The organism is Arcticibacterium sp. SM2516 (assembly GCF_057914865.1).
The window spans coordinates 3,549,828-3,564,487 of sequence record NZ_CP195290.1; the positions used below are offsets into that span (position 1 = coordinate 3,549,828).

11 protein-coding genes are annotated in these 14,660 nt (G+C 37.1%); 6 read left to right on the top strand and 5 right to left on the bottom strand.

From position 1 onward, the window contains the following. Nucleotides 1-4: 4 nt before the first annotated feature. The 5 genes from ACSBFT_RS14785 to ACSBFT_RS14805 all read right to left on the bottom strand — a co-directional run bounded on the left by ACSBFT_RS14785 (nt 5) and on the right by ACSBFT_RS14805 (nt 5,262). Entirely contained in the window at nt 5-1,834 is a 1,830-nt protein-coding gene (locus ACSBFT_RS14785) for an asparagine synthetase B family protein (protein ID WP_463044576.1), read from the bottom strand. Then, nucleotides 1,831-2,289 carry a lasso peptide biosynthesis B2 protein gene (locus tag ACSBFT_RS14790; RefSeq protein WP_463044575.1) on the bottom strand — a complete coding sequence of 153 codons (459 nt, stop codon included), beginning with the start codon at nt 2,287-2,289 and terminating at the stop codon, nt 1,831-1,833. Before ACSBFT_RS14790 ends, ACSBFT_RS14785 begins: the two co-directional genes overlap by 4 nt. Further along, the gene (locus ACSBFT_RS14795) at nt 2,289-2,564 is read right to left on the bottom strand and encodes a PqqD family protein (RefSeq protein WP_463044574.1); all 276 of its coding nucleotides are present in this window, start codon (nt 2,562-2,564) and stop codon (nt 2,289-2,291) included. The genes ACSBFT_RS14790 and ACSBFT_RS14795 overlap by 1 nt, the downstream gene beginning before the upstream one ends. A gap of 272 nt (nt 2,565-2,836) precedes the next feature. Further along, nucleotides 2,837-3,991 carry an MFS transporter gene (locus ACSBFT_RS14800; protein WP_489601194.1) on the bottom strand — a complete coding sequence of 385 codons (1,155 nt, stop codon included), beginning with the start codon at nt 3,989-3,991 and terminating at the stop codon, nt 2,837-2,839. A gap of 77 nt (nt 3,992-4,068) precedes the next feature. Next, the gene (locus ACSBFT_RS14805; protein WP_489601196.1) at nt 4,069-5,262 is read right to left on the bottom strand and encodes an Nramp family divalent metal transporter; all 1,194 of its coding nucleotides are present in this window, start codon (nt 5,260-5,262) and stop codon (nt 4,069-4,071) included. A gap of 106 nt (nt 5,263-5,368) precedes the next feature. Between ACSBFT_RS14805 and ACSBFT_RS14810 the strand changes: the two genes are divergently transcribed. From ACSBFT_RS14810 to ACSBFT_RS14835, 6 genes are all read left to right on the top strand, one after another. After that, nucleotides 5,369-6,361, top strand: coding sequence for a 2-hydroxyacid dehydrogenase (locus ACSBFT_RS14810; RefSeq protein ID WP_463044571.1), 993 nt, complete (start codon nt 5,369-5,371; stop codon nt 6,359-6,361). A 50-nt stretch (nt 6,362-6,411) separates the two neighbouring features. Beyond that, the gene (locus ACSBFT_RS14815; RefSeq protein ID WP_489601197.1) at nt 6,412-7,122 is read left to right on the top strand and encodes a DUF2927 domain-containing protein; all 711 of its coding nucleotides are present in this window, start codon (nt 6,412-6,414) and stop codon (nt 7,120-7,122) included. Between the two features lie 168 nt (nt 7,123-7,290). Then, nucleotides 7,291-9,666, top strand: coding sequence for a TonB-dependent receptor (locus ACSBFT_RS14820; RefSeq protein WP_489601198.1), 2,376 nt, complete (start codon nt 7,291-7,293; stop codon nt 9,664-9,666). A 90-nt stretch (nt 9,667-9,756) separates the two neighbouring features. Further along, complete coding sequence (locus tag ACSBFT_RS14825; RefSeq protein ID WP_489601199.1) at nt 9,757-11,982, top strand: DUF5916 domain-containing protein; 2,226 nt, start codon at nt 9,757-9,759, stop codon at nt 11,980-11,982. Between the two features lie 8 nt (nt 11,983-11,990). Beyond that, entirely contained in the window at nt 11,991-12,761 is a 771-nt protein-coding gene (locus tag ACSBFT_RS14830) for a sulfite exporter TauE/SafE family protein (RefSeq protein ID WP_463044567.1), read from the top strand. A gap of 194 nt (nt 12,762-12,955) precedes the next feature. After that, complete coding sequence (locus ACSBFT_RS14835) at nt 12,956-14,572, top strand: sodium:solute symporter (RefSeq protein WP_463044566.1); 1,617 nt, start codon at nt 12,956-12,958, stop codon at nt 14,570-14,572. Nucleotides 14,573-14,660 lie beyond the last annotated feature (88 nt).

Here is a 14,660-nt window from a genome sequence, read left to right on the forward strand (position 1 = left end):
ACAGCTAGTCATGTAAAGTTAGTTTTTTTTTCCATGCTAAAACATGTATAACATATATTATTATACGATGATCATTTAATTGAATCTTATTAGGGTTTTGAATTAAACTAAGTAAAACTGTAGTATCAATTTTGTCCTTTAAAAACTCATTCTCTTCCTTAATTACACTTTCCAATTCATTTAAAACCCCACTTGATACTAGGTTATTAAAATGAGGTCCCCCGAATAAATGTGTTTTTGGTCTTCTTACCACTTCTATAGGTAAAAAGGATTGCATACTTAGCCTTAACAAATATTTATTATGAAGTAAGTGCGGCGGAATGGCCCATAAAAACTCTTGAAGTTCCAATGAGAAAAAAGGATGACGAACTTTCACTCTATTTTCGCTAAAACCCTGATGACCATGCTCAAGAATAGATTGCCAAAAGCTATTGGTAAACAAAGCAAATACCTTAGATTTTGAAGATACACCATTCTTCTTTTGTAACTCTAGGTAGTCATTTTTTATAAATGCAGGATTGAACCAAGTAGGTAAAAGATTAGGATTTGTCGACCCCCCCATAATCAATCTCTTAATTACCCTTTTTATGCCAATAGAAGGCAGTTTACCATGAGCTTTAAAAAAGTCCAAACCATCCAAGAAAAACTGAATAAAGTGTCTCGACCTGAGCATTTTGAACCAATGCTGTCCGTCATAATCAAAAAGAACATCTGCCCCAAAACCTGTCAACAACACGTTTAAAGAGGAATTTGAAGCATCCTTAACCATTGCCCTTTCTGGGACAGCATTTGGCACTCCCGCTGGCTCGGGTATCCAGTCTTCTAATGTAAGTGTTAATTTTTTTAAAAATTCTTCAGCAGTAAATTGTTTTAGCTCAATATCCAGATGGCTTGCAATCATATTAGCATAATACCCTTCACTTTCTTTAACAAGGTTTTTATATGTCAGATTATACGCCTGTAGTTCATAATCCTGAAGATAACCCTTTGCAAGTACATGTTTAGCCATTGCCGTTACTGACGAACTATCCATTCCACCACTAAGTTGTGAAGCAACCCTATTGTTTCTTAAACGTTCCGATACCGATTTCTCAAAAAGTCGAGTAAAATGTGTTATATAATCTTCAGTCTTTTTATACCTTATTAACTTTTCTGGCAGCTCGGGAGTCCAGTACCTTTTGGTTATAAGTTTTCCATTTTCAAATACTAATATGTGTGCCGGTGGCAGTTTGAATATTTTCTTATAAATGGTTTGACTAAAGCTACCATCATTACCTGTAATGAAGTAACTTTTAAGTACCTCTTCATTTATTTCAGTCATAAGGCCAGGCACCTTTCTAAGAGAAATATAATAATTGGAAAAATAAACGCCTTCCTCTGTTTCGGCATAATAAAAAGGAATAAGCCCAAAATGATCTCTTGCACAGAAAAGAGAGTTTTCTGCTTCATTCCAGATAGCAAATGAATAGTCGCCACTTATACGATTAACACATTCCTTTCCCCAAAACATATAGGCATATAAAAGGATGTGAGAGTCTGGGTCTAATTTATTAAGTTCCGGAAACCTTCTATTTAAATCGGTAATTAGCTCTTCCCTATTATCTAGGCGAACGTCTCCAATAATTCTTAAGTTCTGATCTTGGGTATAAGGTAGTTCTTCTTTTTTTGTATCATCAAGAACCTTAAATAAGCCAAAACGAAGTTCAATCTTAAGACTTTTCCAACAACCACTAAAATCACTACAGGTCTTAATTATTTCCTGATGACAATAATCTAGAGTCTTTGAATGGTAATCCATAATTACCGGTGCAACAAATCCAATATATCCACTCATTTGATTAAAGCTGACGTTATATCCCCAACTAATACTTTGTATTGTTCAATTACAAATGGGTGATCATTCACAACTTCACCACCCTTTTCTAGCCACGCATGAGCAAACAAGTTCCCTTCTTTTATATAGGTACCAATAACAAGGTCTGTACTAATCGCTCTACGTTGAAGCACGAATTGCAAAGCAAGTGACTGAGAAAGGCACTTACCCTTCAAAAAGCCACTTTCTTTAATTTGATTAAATACCGTAATTGAACGGTCCAAATGAGCTACTTTATTAATAGTATCAGCATTTACTTTTTTTGAAAAAAAATGCAATACTTTAGAAGTTCTCTTTAGCCCAATAAAGCGTAGACCGGCTTCAATTAACAAAGTAAGACCATGACATTTAATAAGTCGCCAACTGTGACCTTTTAAGGTTGTTTCAAATACTTCAAAGTCTTTTTTCTTTCCCATTAAGAAATAGAAATCAACCCTGCATCAGAAAGTTTCTTAATAAAAGTAAACATATCAGATTTCAGAACTTCTGGCGTCACATCAAACTCCTCGATGGCTAAATTGTAAACGTATTCTACATCCTCATATTTAGAAAACATTTGCCATAGATACTTCCCAACTACATTAAGACCATAGTAATGTTCTGTTGGCATATTAAGAATAACAGATTCATTGACTAAATCCTGTACAAGTACGTCCTCTGAAATCCTGATCTTATTAGGAAGCTTATTCATTTTTAAATTAATTATAGTATAAAAGAACCTTTTGAAAAATAAAAGATATATAAAAAACAATGTTCCGCATTAAATGTTGTAGTTCAAAAACAACCTCATCGTTTTAAAGTATAAAATAACTTAGCTCTTACCCTAAAGAGGCATAAAGCAAGCTAAGTTTTGTGATGTTTTAAGATATTATACCTCACTTCAAACTGTAACATCCACTTGATAAAGCCTGTGATATTATTTACAATAAAACTCTACCACTTATTGAAAGCAAATAGTTAGAATCACTTCAAAAGACTACTCCTTCCGCCCACAAAGGCAGCCAAACACAGCATTAAAACCACAAACATAAAGCCTACAGAAAGGCTCCATTGCTCAGATATAACTCCAATCATAGAAGGGCCCGCTAGAAAACCAATTAAGCCCCCAGAAGTTATCATACTAAAACCTTGAACCTCGCTTACGTCTGGAATATTAGAGGCCGCACCAAATAATACGGGCACAATACAGCAGCAACCCACTCCTGTAAACACAAAACCACTAATGACAAAGATTGGTGACACGCTTAGACTTACTACTAAAAAACCTATTGCGGCCAGTAAGGTGCCGATGACAATAACTTTCTTCTCGCCAACCCTTGGGATAATAATATCACCATTTAATCTACCCAAGGTCATGGCCATGAAAAAACCGCCATAACCCAAACTAATAAGAGACAGCGGTGACAACAAATCTCTTTTAAGGTAAATAGAGCTCCAATCCACCACCGAACCTTCCGACATGAAAACCACCAAACAAATAAAAGACAAACCAATGATGCTTTTGTTTGGCATCCTAAAGCCCGATCCCGAGTGAATGTAATAATCGTGCAGATTATATTCTTTCTTTAAAAGAGCAATACCTGTACAAATAAAACCTAAAACGAAAAGTATTTGTGTGCTGCTGGTAAATTTAAAACCGAACATCAAAGCCGCAAAAGCAGCCCCCACCACTCCTCCAACACTATAAATACCATGACAAGTACTTAGAAACCGTTTTTGATATTTTTTTTCAAACCTCACGGCCACTGCGTTAACCGCCACACCATTCAGAAAACCTATACCTCCCCTAAAAAATAATGCAATGCCGAAAACCACTGCATTTTGGGCATAAACCTCCACACAGAATAATAAGGCCTGAACAATATTCCCAATGCCCATCCAGTGCCCCACTTTAATATTTCCGAAAACTAAAGTGCTTAAAAAAACCGCAGTAATAGAGCCCGCTGGAGCCATTAAAAGTATTAATCCCAAATCGCCATCGCTTAAGCCCATTCGTTCCTTCATAAAAGGCAAGGCTGCCGCCCATACTCCAATCATTAAACTAGAGGTAGAAAAAAGAAAACCCAATGAAGCTACGGGCTTGATCTTAAAAAACTGAATGGTATTCCTAAGGAGCATTATGCTTAAATATTTCGCAAATGTATCATAAAAATACCACTTGAAAACCACATGTGTTTTCTAATCTTGTAAGACGGCTAATACACAAGTTGCCAAAGCAATAGACTTGCAAAAACTAGAAGGCCAATCAATAAAATAACCTTCGTAAAGGTCTTGTTTTCCAGATCTCCCATTCTCACTTTATCATTATTTATAAGCAATAAGGTTAAACTAATTCCCACTACAAAAACCGAAGAAATCAAGGTATAATTGATGACATTCTTAATGGTATTTTGAAGAAAGGTAAGCACCAAAGGTGCTATGGAAATAAAAAGCAGAAATGCTCTATACGCCTTTGATTTATCTATGGAGGCTTCCTGCACAATTTCCCTTTTTGTTATACCTTTATAGAAATCTACAAAAAGATAAGGCACACCGCTCCAAACCGTAATTACCGAAGAGAACGCAACACCCCAAAAGCATATTTTAAACAGGAGTTGACCCGTATTTCCTAAAACGCTTCCTATAACTTCTCCCAAGGCAAATATCATTTCAGAACCACTTGACTCATAGGTTTCCAGTTTTAGTCTACTAGAAATTACCATTACAGCAAAAATGAAAATGGCCGTTATGAAATATGAAAATTTGAGGTCAAATCGGACATTGGTAATGTGTTCTTTGCCGTTCCATTTCTTCTCCTGCAGCCAATAAGTGTAGCTTAGCATTGTCACGCTTCCGCCTACACCGCCTATAATACTCATAATTAAGGTAGGAACATCATAGACACTTCCGTTAGAAGGAACAACATCCGTTTTGAAAAACAACAAGATAGCGGTCGGAATTAAAATCACAAAGAGTAACAAAATAAGAACCTTTGTAAGATTCTCAACAGACTGATACCTTCCAAAATATATCATTAAAAAAGCTAGCAATGAATGGACTATAGCCCAATGATTTTTGCCAAGAAAAGGCAAAAAAGAATGAGCCGATACTCCGCTGGCGGATAAAAGTGCTGCACCTACCATAAAGGACCAAACCACAAAAAACAACATAAAAAACAGCCTTAATCCAAGCGGTATTTTCTCGTTCCAAAATTGGATTACGGATTTCCTGCTAGCCAACTGATGCCTTGCTATTCCTTCTGTAATAACATACTTCAATATGGCCGTTAAAAGCACCGCAAAAACAAACACCCATTTAAAATCTATCCCTATCTGAATACCAAGTATCATATCTCCCGCTCCTATACCTGCAGCAGCAACCAATAAACCTGGGCCAAGTTTTTTCAGCATGTCTTACCTATTATTTGGGCTAAAAATAGAAAGTTGAATTCATTCTTGTGGCATTTATTTCGTTATAATCAAAAGCCGATTACTTTTACATATCAAGCCTATAATTATGAAAAAAGAACTAAAACAGCTTAAAATTCTAGTAACCAGAGATATTCCAGAAATTGGGTTAGACTTATTGCGTAAAAAAGGGTGCGAGCTAAAAATACAATCCTCCGAAAATCCATTCACATCTGAAGAGTTACTTCAAGCTACGAAATGGGCAGATGTACTCTTATGTAGTAGTAAAGAAAAAATAACCGAAGCGTTTCTACTAGGAAACCCTCAACTTATCATGATTTCTCAATACTCAGCAGGTTATGATAATGTGGATGTGGCGGCATGTACTAAAAGAAAATTGCCAGTAGGACATACCCCTCAAGCTATGAACACGGCCACTTCTGATGTTGCTTTCGGTTTAATGATAGCCACGGCCAGAAACTTCTTTCAAATGCATAAAAAACTAGTGGAAGGCACTACAGAAGGTTTCAAACCGAGAGCTAATTTAGGACAAGAGCTTCAAGGTAAAACCTTAGGTGTTTTTGGGCTCGGAAGCATTGGTTTTGAAATGGCAAAAAAATGTAAAGGGGCATATAATATGAATATTATATACTGCAATAGGTCTGAAAATCTAATTGCCAATAAAGAATTAAATGCTAAAAAAGTAAGCTTTGAAGAACTTTTGGCTACCTCGGACGTCATTTCTGTGCACAGCAACCTTTCCTCAGAAACATATCAAAAGTTCAATAAAAAGGCTTTTGCTGCGATGAAACAAACATCCATTTTTATAAATACATCTAGAGGCCCAGTACATGATGAAGTGGCACTTACAGAAGCATTAAAAAAAGGTATTGTTTGGGGAGCTGGTCTAGATGTAACAGATCCAGAACCCATGCAAACAGGTAACCCACTTTTAAACATGAAGAATGTATGTGTGCTACCACACATAGGCTCTGCCACATTAGAAGCCAGAGACGAAATGTCAAGACTCTCTGCGGAAAATATCATCCAATATTTTGAAAAAGGTGAAATGATTCACTGTATAAATCCCGAAGTATTGTAATTAACCTTTGAAACGTTTTTTCAGAAAAATAATCTATAGCTCGATCGGCATTGAAAAAAATACAACTCTATATTCTTTTACTAGTTGTGGTTACTTCTTCTTGCTTGCAGCTAGAAGAGCCTATAGTACCTAGCGTTCTAACTGATTTTGACAAAGAAACCATTAGCTATTTTAAAGAAATTGCTCTCGGCTTCGAGTTTGGAAACAATTCCGAAATTACCAGGAGATGGGAAACAGATATGAAAATCTTTGTGGGAGGAGAAAAAAGACCAATGTTAATTGCCGAACTAATAAAAGTAATGGCAGAGATTAACGAGCTGGCTACTACCTCTTTTTCTATATCAACCGTGAGTGACTCCTCCAAGTGTAATTTCTACCTCTTTTTAGGTACTGGAAAAGACTATGGCAAACTTTTCCCTAGCTCTCAAACCTATATTGACTCAAACCTTGGACTTTTCAGCATTAACTGGAACAACCAAAGTAACATCGATAATGGCCGAATGTATGTCGACATTTATAGAGCAAACGAACAAGCACAAAAACATCTTTTAAGAGAAGAATTAACGCAGTCCTTGGGTTTAGGGAAAGATTCCTTTAAATACCCTGAAAGTATATTCCAGCAGAACTGGACCACCACCACTTCTTATGCCGCCATTGATAAAGAACTGATAAGACTACTCTATCACCCAGAAGTTACCTCTGGAATGGACGCCACAGAAGTTACAGAAGTACTAACTACTATTCTCACGCAAGACCTTTGACGTATAATGATACTTATATAGATCAGTATAGGTCTCTCTATATTTACTACTCGTCGATATTCCGTTCCTCATTTACAGGGTAATAGTTAGAATAAGTAGAATAAGACTATAAATTTGTCTTCAATTCAGAGAAAGGTCTTAAGACCTCCAAAGACTAACCCTATTAAAATGCTCAGAAAATATACTCTATTGAAAACCTGTGTTCTCCTTCTCATATGCCTTAGTGGCTTTAGTCAACAAGGTAAAATCTCTGGAAAAATAATTGATTCAGAAACCGACGCCGTACTTAGTTTTTCAAGTTTAAGGGTTTTCGCTGCCAAAGACAGCAGTCTTATAGATGGTAATATTTCTAATGAAGAAGGAAAATTTAATTTCAATTTACCCTTCGGGCAATACTACATCAATGTGGAATTTATGGGTTACCAAAGCCTAAATTCCCCAGCAATTACTTTAAACTCGAGCAATAAAAACATTGATTTAGGGGCATTAAAACTTCTTTCTTCTACCAATAGCCTTGACGAAGTTACGGTCAGAGCAGAAAAAAGCAGCATGGAGCTTTCGTTGGATAAAAGAGTCTTCAATGTTGGAAAAGATTTGGCAAATGCCGGGGGTTCTGCCGCCGAGGTCTTAATAAATATCCCATCTGTAAATGTAGGGGTAGACGGAACGGTAAGTTTAAGAGGTAGCTCCAACGTCAGAATTTTGATTGACGGAAAGCCTTCTGGATTAGTTACTTTTAAAGGAGGAGCAGGTCTTAGACAATTACAAGCGAGCATGGTGGATCGTGTAGAAATAATCACCAATCCTTCTGCAAGATATGAGGCCGAGGGTATGACCGGAATTATAAATATCATTCTCAAAAAAGACAGGAAACAAGGCTTTAACGGCTCTTTTGAAGTAAGCACAGGCTTGCCAACCACTTATGGTGTGGCGGCCAATATTAACTATAGAAAAGATAAGCTAAACTTCTTTGTCAATTATGGCCTATCCTATAACGTATCTCCCAATGTTTCCAGTCTTTACCAAGAAGTTTTCAATGAAGGCTCCACCAAAATCTTAAAACAAGAGTCTGAAGGGGAAGTCACTGGTTTCAATACCAATGTTAGAGCTGGTTTAGATTATTTCTTCAGCGAAAAAAGTATCCTTACAGCTTCTTACTTATTGAGCCGAGCTAATGGTGGCAGACACACAGAAAATACCTATCAAGATTTTATAAATACTCTGAACAATCCAATTGCGAATAGCCTTAGAATACAAGAGGAGGACGAAATAGAACCAATAGGAGAAACCGTTATCAGTTATAAAAGACTTTTTGAAAAGAAAGGGCACGAATTAACCAGCTCGTTTAGGTATTTAGACCACTCTGAAACCTCAGACCAACTATTTACGCAAACAGGAAATTTAGCAAATGGAGCTATAGATCCTAGCAATACTTTTGTACAAAAATCTCTAAACGACGAATTCGAAAAACAATTCCTTTATCAATTAGACTATGTGCAACCCATCAGTAAGGAAGGGAAGTTTGAAGTTGGAGCCAGAAGTAATTTCCGTAAAATGGTTAATGACTATTTTGTAAATACCACCAGCGGTTCACCAGAAAATGCTGCCATTCCCGAACTTGACAATCTATTTAGGTATAATGAGCAAATTCATGCCGCCTACGCCATTGTTGGCAATAAGCAAAACAAAATTTCATATCAGCTAGGTGTACGCTCTGAGTGGACAAATATTGCTACCATTCTAGAAAAAACAAACGAAAGAAATCCACGTAAGTATGTCAACCTTTTTCCAAGTGCTCATATCACTTTTGACTTACCTAAGGAGCATGCCATTCAATTAAGCTATAGTAGAAGAATCAGAAGGCCAGAATACAATGACTTAAGTCCATTTTATACGGTATCTGACAGTAGAAACTTTTTTAGTGGAAATCCAGACTTAAACCCAGAATATTCTGATGTTTATGAAATTGGCCATGTGAAGTACTTTGACAAAGGGTCCTTTACATCCTCTATCTACTTACGTCAAACTGATGATGTCATTGAAAGAATAAGAACCGTTAGCTCAGATGGCCTGGCCACTACTTTTCCTGAAAACCTAAATTCTGCTCAAGCTTATGGCATAGAGTTCACCTCCACTTTTGAGCCTGCTAAATGGTGGAAATTAGATCTCAATGTTAATGCATTTCATGGAGAAACAGATGGAACGAATATAAGTGAAACCTATTTAACAGAAACCAATTCTTGGTTTGCTCGCCAAACCTCAAGGTTTACATTAAGTCACGATATCAAGCTACAGTTTAGAGCCAATTATAATGCTCCGCAACGGGGTGCACAAAACCTTAGCAAGTCAATTTATTTCTTTGACCTATCTGCAAGTAAAGGGCTTTTTGAAAACAAAGGAACTTTGAGTCTTAGTATTTTAGACCTCCTAAATTCCAGAATTAGCCGTTACGAAGGCTTTGGCTCTAATTTTATGACGGATGGCAGAAGTCAGTATAGAAGACGCTCTGCTGTTTTGACATTTAATTATAGGCTAGAGAACTAATTCATTGCCTATCATACCTTTATAAGGTTAAAAGAGGCCCGCTTTTCAAATACCACATTAAAACTTATTATTGATTAATGTATTGAAAAAATGCCTAAAGTATTAGTTCTATTATTCCTTTGTTGCTCGGCCATTGCTCAAGATAATTATGTGGTGAAGTATTTCGATACACCCATTGAGTTAGATGGCAAATTAGACGACGAGCATTGGAAAAAAATGCAGTCCATAGGGGATTTTTGGCAGTATTTCCCATCTGACAGTACCGAAGCTCAGTATAATACACATATCTATATAGGCTATGACAATCAGAATATTTACCTCGGGGCAATCATGGAGTCAATGGGTAATGAATATGTTATACCCACCCTTAAACGTGACTTCCGCGGTGGGGGCAATGACAATATCTCTTTCGTATTTGACACATTTCGCGATAATACAAATGCCTTCTTATTTGGCATAAATCCACTTGGAGTTCAGCGTGAGGCTCTTATTTCAAATGGGGGTAGCAACGACAATTTTTTTAATGGGTCATGGGATAACAAATGGCAATCAGAAACCTTCATTGGTGAAAAATATTGGAGCTGCGAACTCATAATACCATTATCCACACTAAGATTTAAAAAAGGTAGTAAAGAGTGGTTTTTTAAATCATACAGATTTGATACACAATCAAATGAAAATTCTGTTTCGGTAAAGGTTCCACAGAACCAAATCATTATGTCTCTCGGATATGCACAGCCTATCCAATTTGAAAAACCCTTAGACAATACAGGTAAAAATATCTCCATTATACCATATATTTCTGGAGGTAAGTCAAAAGATTTTGAACATCATTTACCCCCTAAAAAGACATTTGGAATTGGTGGAGATGCTAAAATAGCCGTTACCTCTGGCCTAAACTTGGACCTCACGGTTAACCCTGACTTTTCAACTGTTGAAGTAGACCGTCAGGTGGTAAATCTAACTCGCTTTGATATCACTTTCCCAGAACAACGACAGTTTTTTATTGAAAACTCAGACCTTTTTACGGGTTTTGGTTCTTACAGTACTAATCCTTATGTGCCATCTAGTGGAGGAGTAACCAACAGCGGAAATCAAATAGTTAGTCCTTTTTTTAGCAGAAAAGTTGGAATAGCCTTTGACTCCACCACAGGTACAAACGTCCAAAATCCAATCTTATATGGCTTGCGATTAAGTGGAAAGCTCAACGATGACTGGAGAGTAGGTTTACTAAATACCATGACGGCCAACGAACCGGACAAAGGAATTCTCTCTACCAATTATACCGTAGGGGCGGTACAAAGGCGTGTTTTCCAGCGGTCAAACATTGCTGGTATTTTTGTAAACAATCAACTTATAAATCCATCGGCCGAATATAGCGGTAGTACCTTTGATAGGGTTGGAGGGCTTGAGTACAACCATCAATCGCTAGATAATAAATGGTCTGGTAAACTCTTTTACCATCAATCATTTTCTGACGAAAGTTCTAAAAATGCTTTTGCTCATGGCTTTTTGATGAACTATACCATTAGAGCCTTTACGGCCAAATGGTCGCATGATTATGTAGGGGAAGATTTCCGTTCCACTTCTGGTTTTATTCCTAGAACTAACTTTTTCCATATCAACCCTACTTTTGGGTTTAATTTTTATCCTAAAAAAGGTTTTTTAAACAGATATAGCTATGGAATAGCTTGGGATGAATATATTCAACCAGGATTAGGCCGAACCGACCTTCAGGCCGGGCCTTTTTTATCTTTGTCATTTAAGAATAGTGCTAGTACCCTTATTTCTTTCAATCGGAATTATACTTATTTATTCAGCTCTTTTGATGCTTTACGCTCCAATGGGAAAAGCCTAAGCCTACCCATTGGCACTGATTATACTTACCATAATATTCAGGCCACTATAGTAACAAACCGCAGAAATGCTTTTTACTTGGCACTTCAGCCCTTGATAGGCGAATATTATAATGGACGGATAATGTCACTTACCGGAGCCGCCATTTATAGGTTTCAACCTTACGCTTTATTAACACTTAACATGGCCTATAATGACATCAACTTGGAAAATGCGAGTAACAAGGTTTATGTAGTGGGTCCGAAATTAGAAGTCACTTTTAATAAAAAATTATTCTGGACTTCAAATCTACAATACAACAGCCAGTTTGATAATCTAAATGTTAACTCCAGATTACAATGGAGGTTTGCACAGGTTTCTGATATATTTTTAGTCTATTCAGACAATTATGACACAAATATTGGCGGTGTTAAAAACAGAGCTATATTAGCAAAAATGACATACTGGTTAAACCTTTAACAATCCCAATGGACATAGACCTTTCTTTAGTAGAGTTCCTACTTTTTGCTTTAGCTGGCATTTTTACGGGTATCATTAATACAATGGCTGGAAGTGGCTCACTCATTACCCTACCGATATTTATTTTCATGTGTGGGTTGCCACCGTCCATTGCCAACGCCACCAATAGAATAGGCGTGTTTATGCAATCTGGCGTAGCTGCTTTTAAGTATAACAAAACTTTCCCTGGCTTATATAAAGGTGTAGAATGGCTTGCTATCCCTGCCATTATTGGCTCCATAATAGGCTCTAAAGTAGCGGTAGATCTTGATGAAAAAACCATGAACTATAGCATCGGGATCCTTATGATAGCCATGCTTATCGTTCTTCTATTTAAACCTCAAAGATGGCTGGAAGAAACCGTGAGTGGTGGTGGCGGAAACAAAAAATCCCCTCTTTCCATTTTTGTCTTCTTCGTCATAGGCGTATATGGAGGTTTTTTACAAGCTGGTGTTGGCGTTTTTTTACTGGCAGGAATGGTTCTTGTTTCTAAATACAGTCTCAAACAAGCCAATGGCATTAAGCTGCTACTTGTCTTAGTATTTACTATCCCCTCTTTAGTTTTATTTGTTTATTACGATAAAATCCATTTTGGATACGGCATACTTATGGGAATTTTTCAATCTATTGGAGCTTGGTTAGGCGTTAAGTTTATTGCCAAAATCCCAAATGCCAATGTTTGGATTTACAGAATACTAATTATCGTAGTGGCCATTTCTGCCGCTAAGTTTTTTATTTAAACAAAAGCCATTCTGAGGGTCATTTCTCCGAAGTTCATTTTCATAAAACCAAATCTATTCGCTTAATGGATTGAGAATAACTTCGTAAGTTTAACACAAATAAATTATATTTTTTCTTGATAAAATTAGTCGAGTCAAAATAGAATATTTATAATTGTCAATCTTACACTTATTTAATCTTAACCTTAAAATATATGAATACTTTGGTAACCCTTGACTGGGTAGTTATAGCGGCATATTTCGCCTTACTGCTAGCTGTAGCCTGGTGGGTAGTTTCTAAAAAAGCAGAAAACAGTGAAGACTACTTCTTGGCTGGAAGAAACATGGGCTGGTTTGTAGTAGGTGCATCTATCTTCGCATCTAACATTGGGTCAGAACACGTAGTCGGTCTTGCGGGCTCAGGTGCAGCAGATAAATTTCCATTATTGATTTATGAACTTCATGCCTGGGTAGTGGTTCTTTTAGGGTGGCTATTTCTCCCATTTTACGTAAGAAGTAATGTCTTCACCATGCCAGAGTTTCTTGAGAAAAGATTTGGATCAGAGGCCAGATGGTTTCTATCGCTTTTCAGTTTAGCCGCATATGTATTAACCAAAGTTTCTGTCACACTTTACGCTGGAGGAATTGTCATCTCCACACTTTTGGGTGTAACCTTTATGCAAGGAGCACTGGCCACCGTAATTCTAACCGGTATTTACACGGTGCTTGGAGGCATGAGAGCGGTGGTTTACACAGAAACACTCCAAGCCATCATTTTAGTGGTGGGTGCTGCCATGTTGACTTTCTTAGGTTTAGATGCCGCTGGTGGCTGGAATAGCGTAGTAGACACCGTAGGCCCTGAATATATGAACATGTGGCGTTCCATGGACGACAAAGATTACCCTTGGCATTGGCTGGTGCTTTCCTCTTCTATTGTTGGTATTTGGTATTGGTGTACAGACCAAGTGATTGTTCAGCGTGTGCTAACCGCCAAAAACATTAAAGAAGGAAGACGTGGAAGTATTTTTGGAGCATTCTTAAAATTAATGCCTGTATTCTTATTCCTTATTCCTGGGGTAATTGCTTTGGTATTAAAAATGAGAGGCGAGCTAGAATGGGCTACGCCAGACAGAGCATTCCCTGCTTTAATGATGCACGTTTTACCAGCAGGTTTGAGAGGTTTAGTGGCCGCAGGACTTATGGCAGCACTGATGTCTTCTTTAGCATCGGTATTTAACAGCTGCTCTACCCTATTCACCATTGATATCTACAAAAAACTAAAACCAGATGCTTCTGAGAAGAAAATGGTGCAGGTAGGTAGAATAGCCACGGGTGTGGTCGTTTTATTGGGTATTCTTTGGGTTCCTATCATTGAAAGACTCGCAGGAGGTACACTTTATGAGTATCTTCAAAATGTGCAATCTTATATAGCTCCGCCAATTACAGCGGTGTTCTTATTGGGAATTTTCTCAAGCAGAATTAACAATAAAGGTGCTTTGGCTACCTTATTCTCAGGTATTATTATAGCAGGTATCCGTCTAACATTAGAGATTACTAAAGACTCAATGACAGAAGGAAGTATGATTTATAATTTTGCAGACATGAACTTTCTGAAGTTCTCTTCTTTCTTCTTCCTGTACTGTGTGGCCATTGCGGTTATTGTATCCATGTTTACACAAGCACAAGACAAAAAAGACCTTGCCGGACTAACTATCAGTACCGTTAGCGATGAAGACAAAGCAAAAAACAAAGCAAGTTTCAATTGGATAGATATTGGAGCTAGTCTTTTTGTAATCTCTATTGTAGTCTGGGTGATGATATATTTTAGCTAGGCATTTAGAATATTTATCTAAACCCTCTTCTTAATCGTATTAGGAAGAGGGTTTTTTATGCTAAATTTAGCCTTAAGTAATAAGCCTC

Coding starts and splice junctions, on each gene's coding strand:
- ACSBFT_RS14820 (WP_489601198.1), top strand. CDS start 7,291: ATGCTCAGAAAATATACTCTATTGAAAACCTGTGTTCTCCTTCTCATA.
- ACSBFT_RS14785 (WP_463044576.1), bottom strand. CDS start 1,834: ATGAGTGGATATATTGGATTTGTTGCACCGGTAATTATGGATTACCAT.
- ACSBFT_RS14795 (WP_463044574.1), bottom strand. CDS start 2,564: ATGAATAAGCTTCCTAATAAGATCAGGATTTCAGAGGACGTACTTGTA.
- ACSBFT_RS14835 (WP_463044566.1), top strand. CDS start 12,956: ATGAATACTTTGGTAACCCTTGACTGGGTAGTTATAGCGGCATATTTC.
- ACSBFT_RS14825 (WP_489601199.1), top strand. CDS start 9,757: ATGCCTAAAGTATTAGTTCTATTATTCCTTTGTTGCTCGGCCATTGCT.
- ACSBFT_RS14790 (WP_463044575.1), bottom strand. CDS start 2,289: ATGGGAAAGAAAAAAGACTTTGAAGTATTTGAAACAACCTTAAAAGGT.
- ACSBFT_RS14830 (WP_463044567.1), top strand. CDS start 11,991: ATGGACATAGACCTTTCTTTAGTAGAGTTCCTACTTTTTGCTTTAGCT.
- ACSBFT_RS14805 (WP_489601196.1), bottom strand. CDS start 5,262: ATGCTGAAAAAACTTGGCCCAGGTTTATTGGTTGCTGCTGCAGGTATA.
- ACSBFT_RS14810 (WP_463044571.1), top strand. CDS start 5,369: ATGAAAAAAGAACTAAAACAGCTTAAAATTCTAGTAACCAGAGATATT.
- ACSBFT_RS14800 (WP_489601194.1), bottom strand. CDS start 3,991: ATGCTCCTTAGGAATACCATTCAGTTTTTTAAGATCAAGCCCGTAGCT.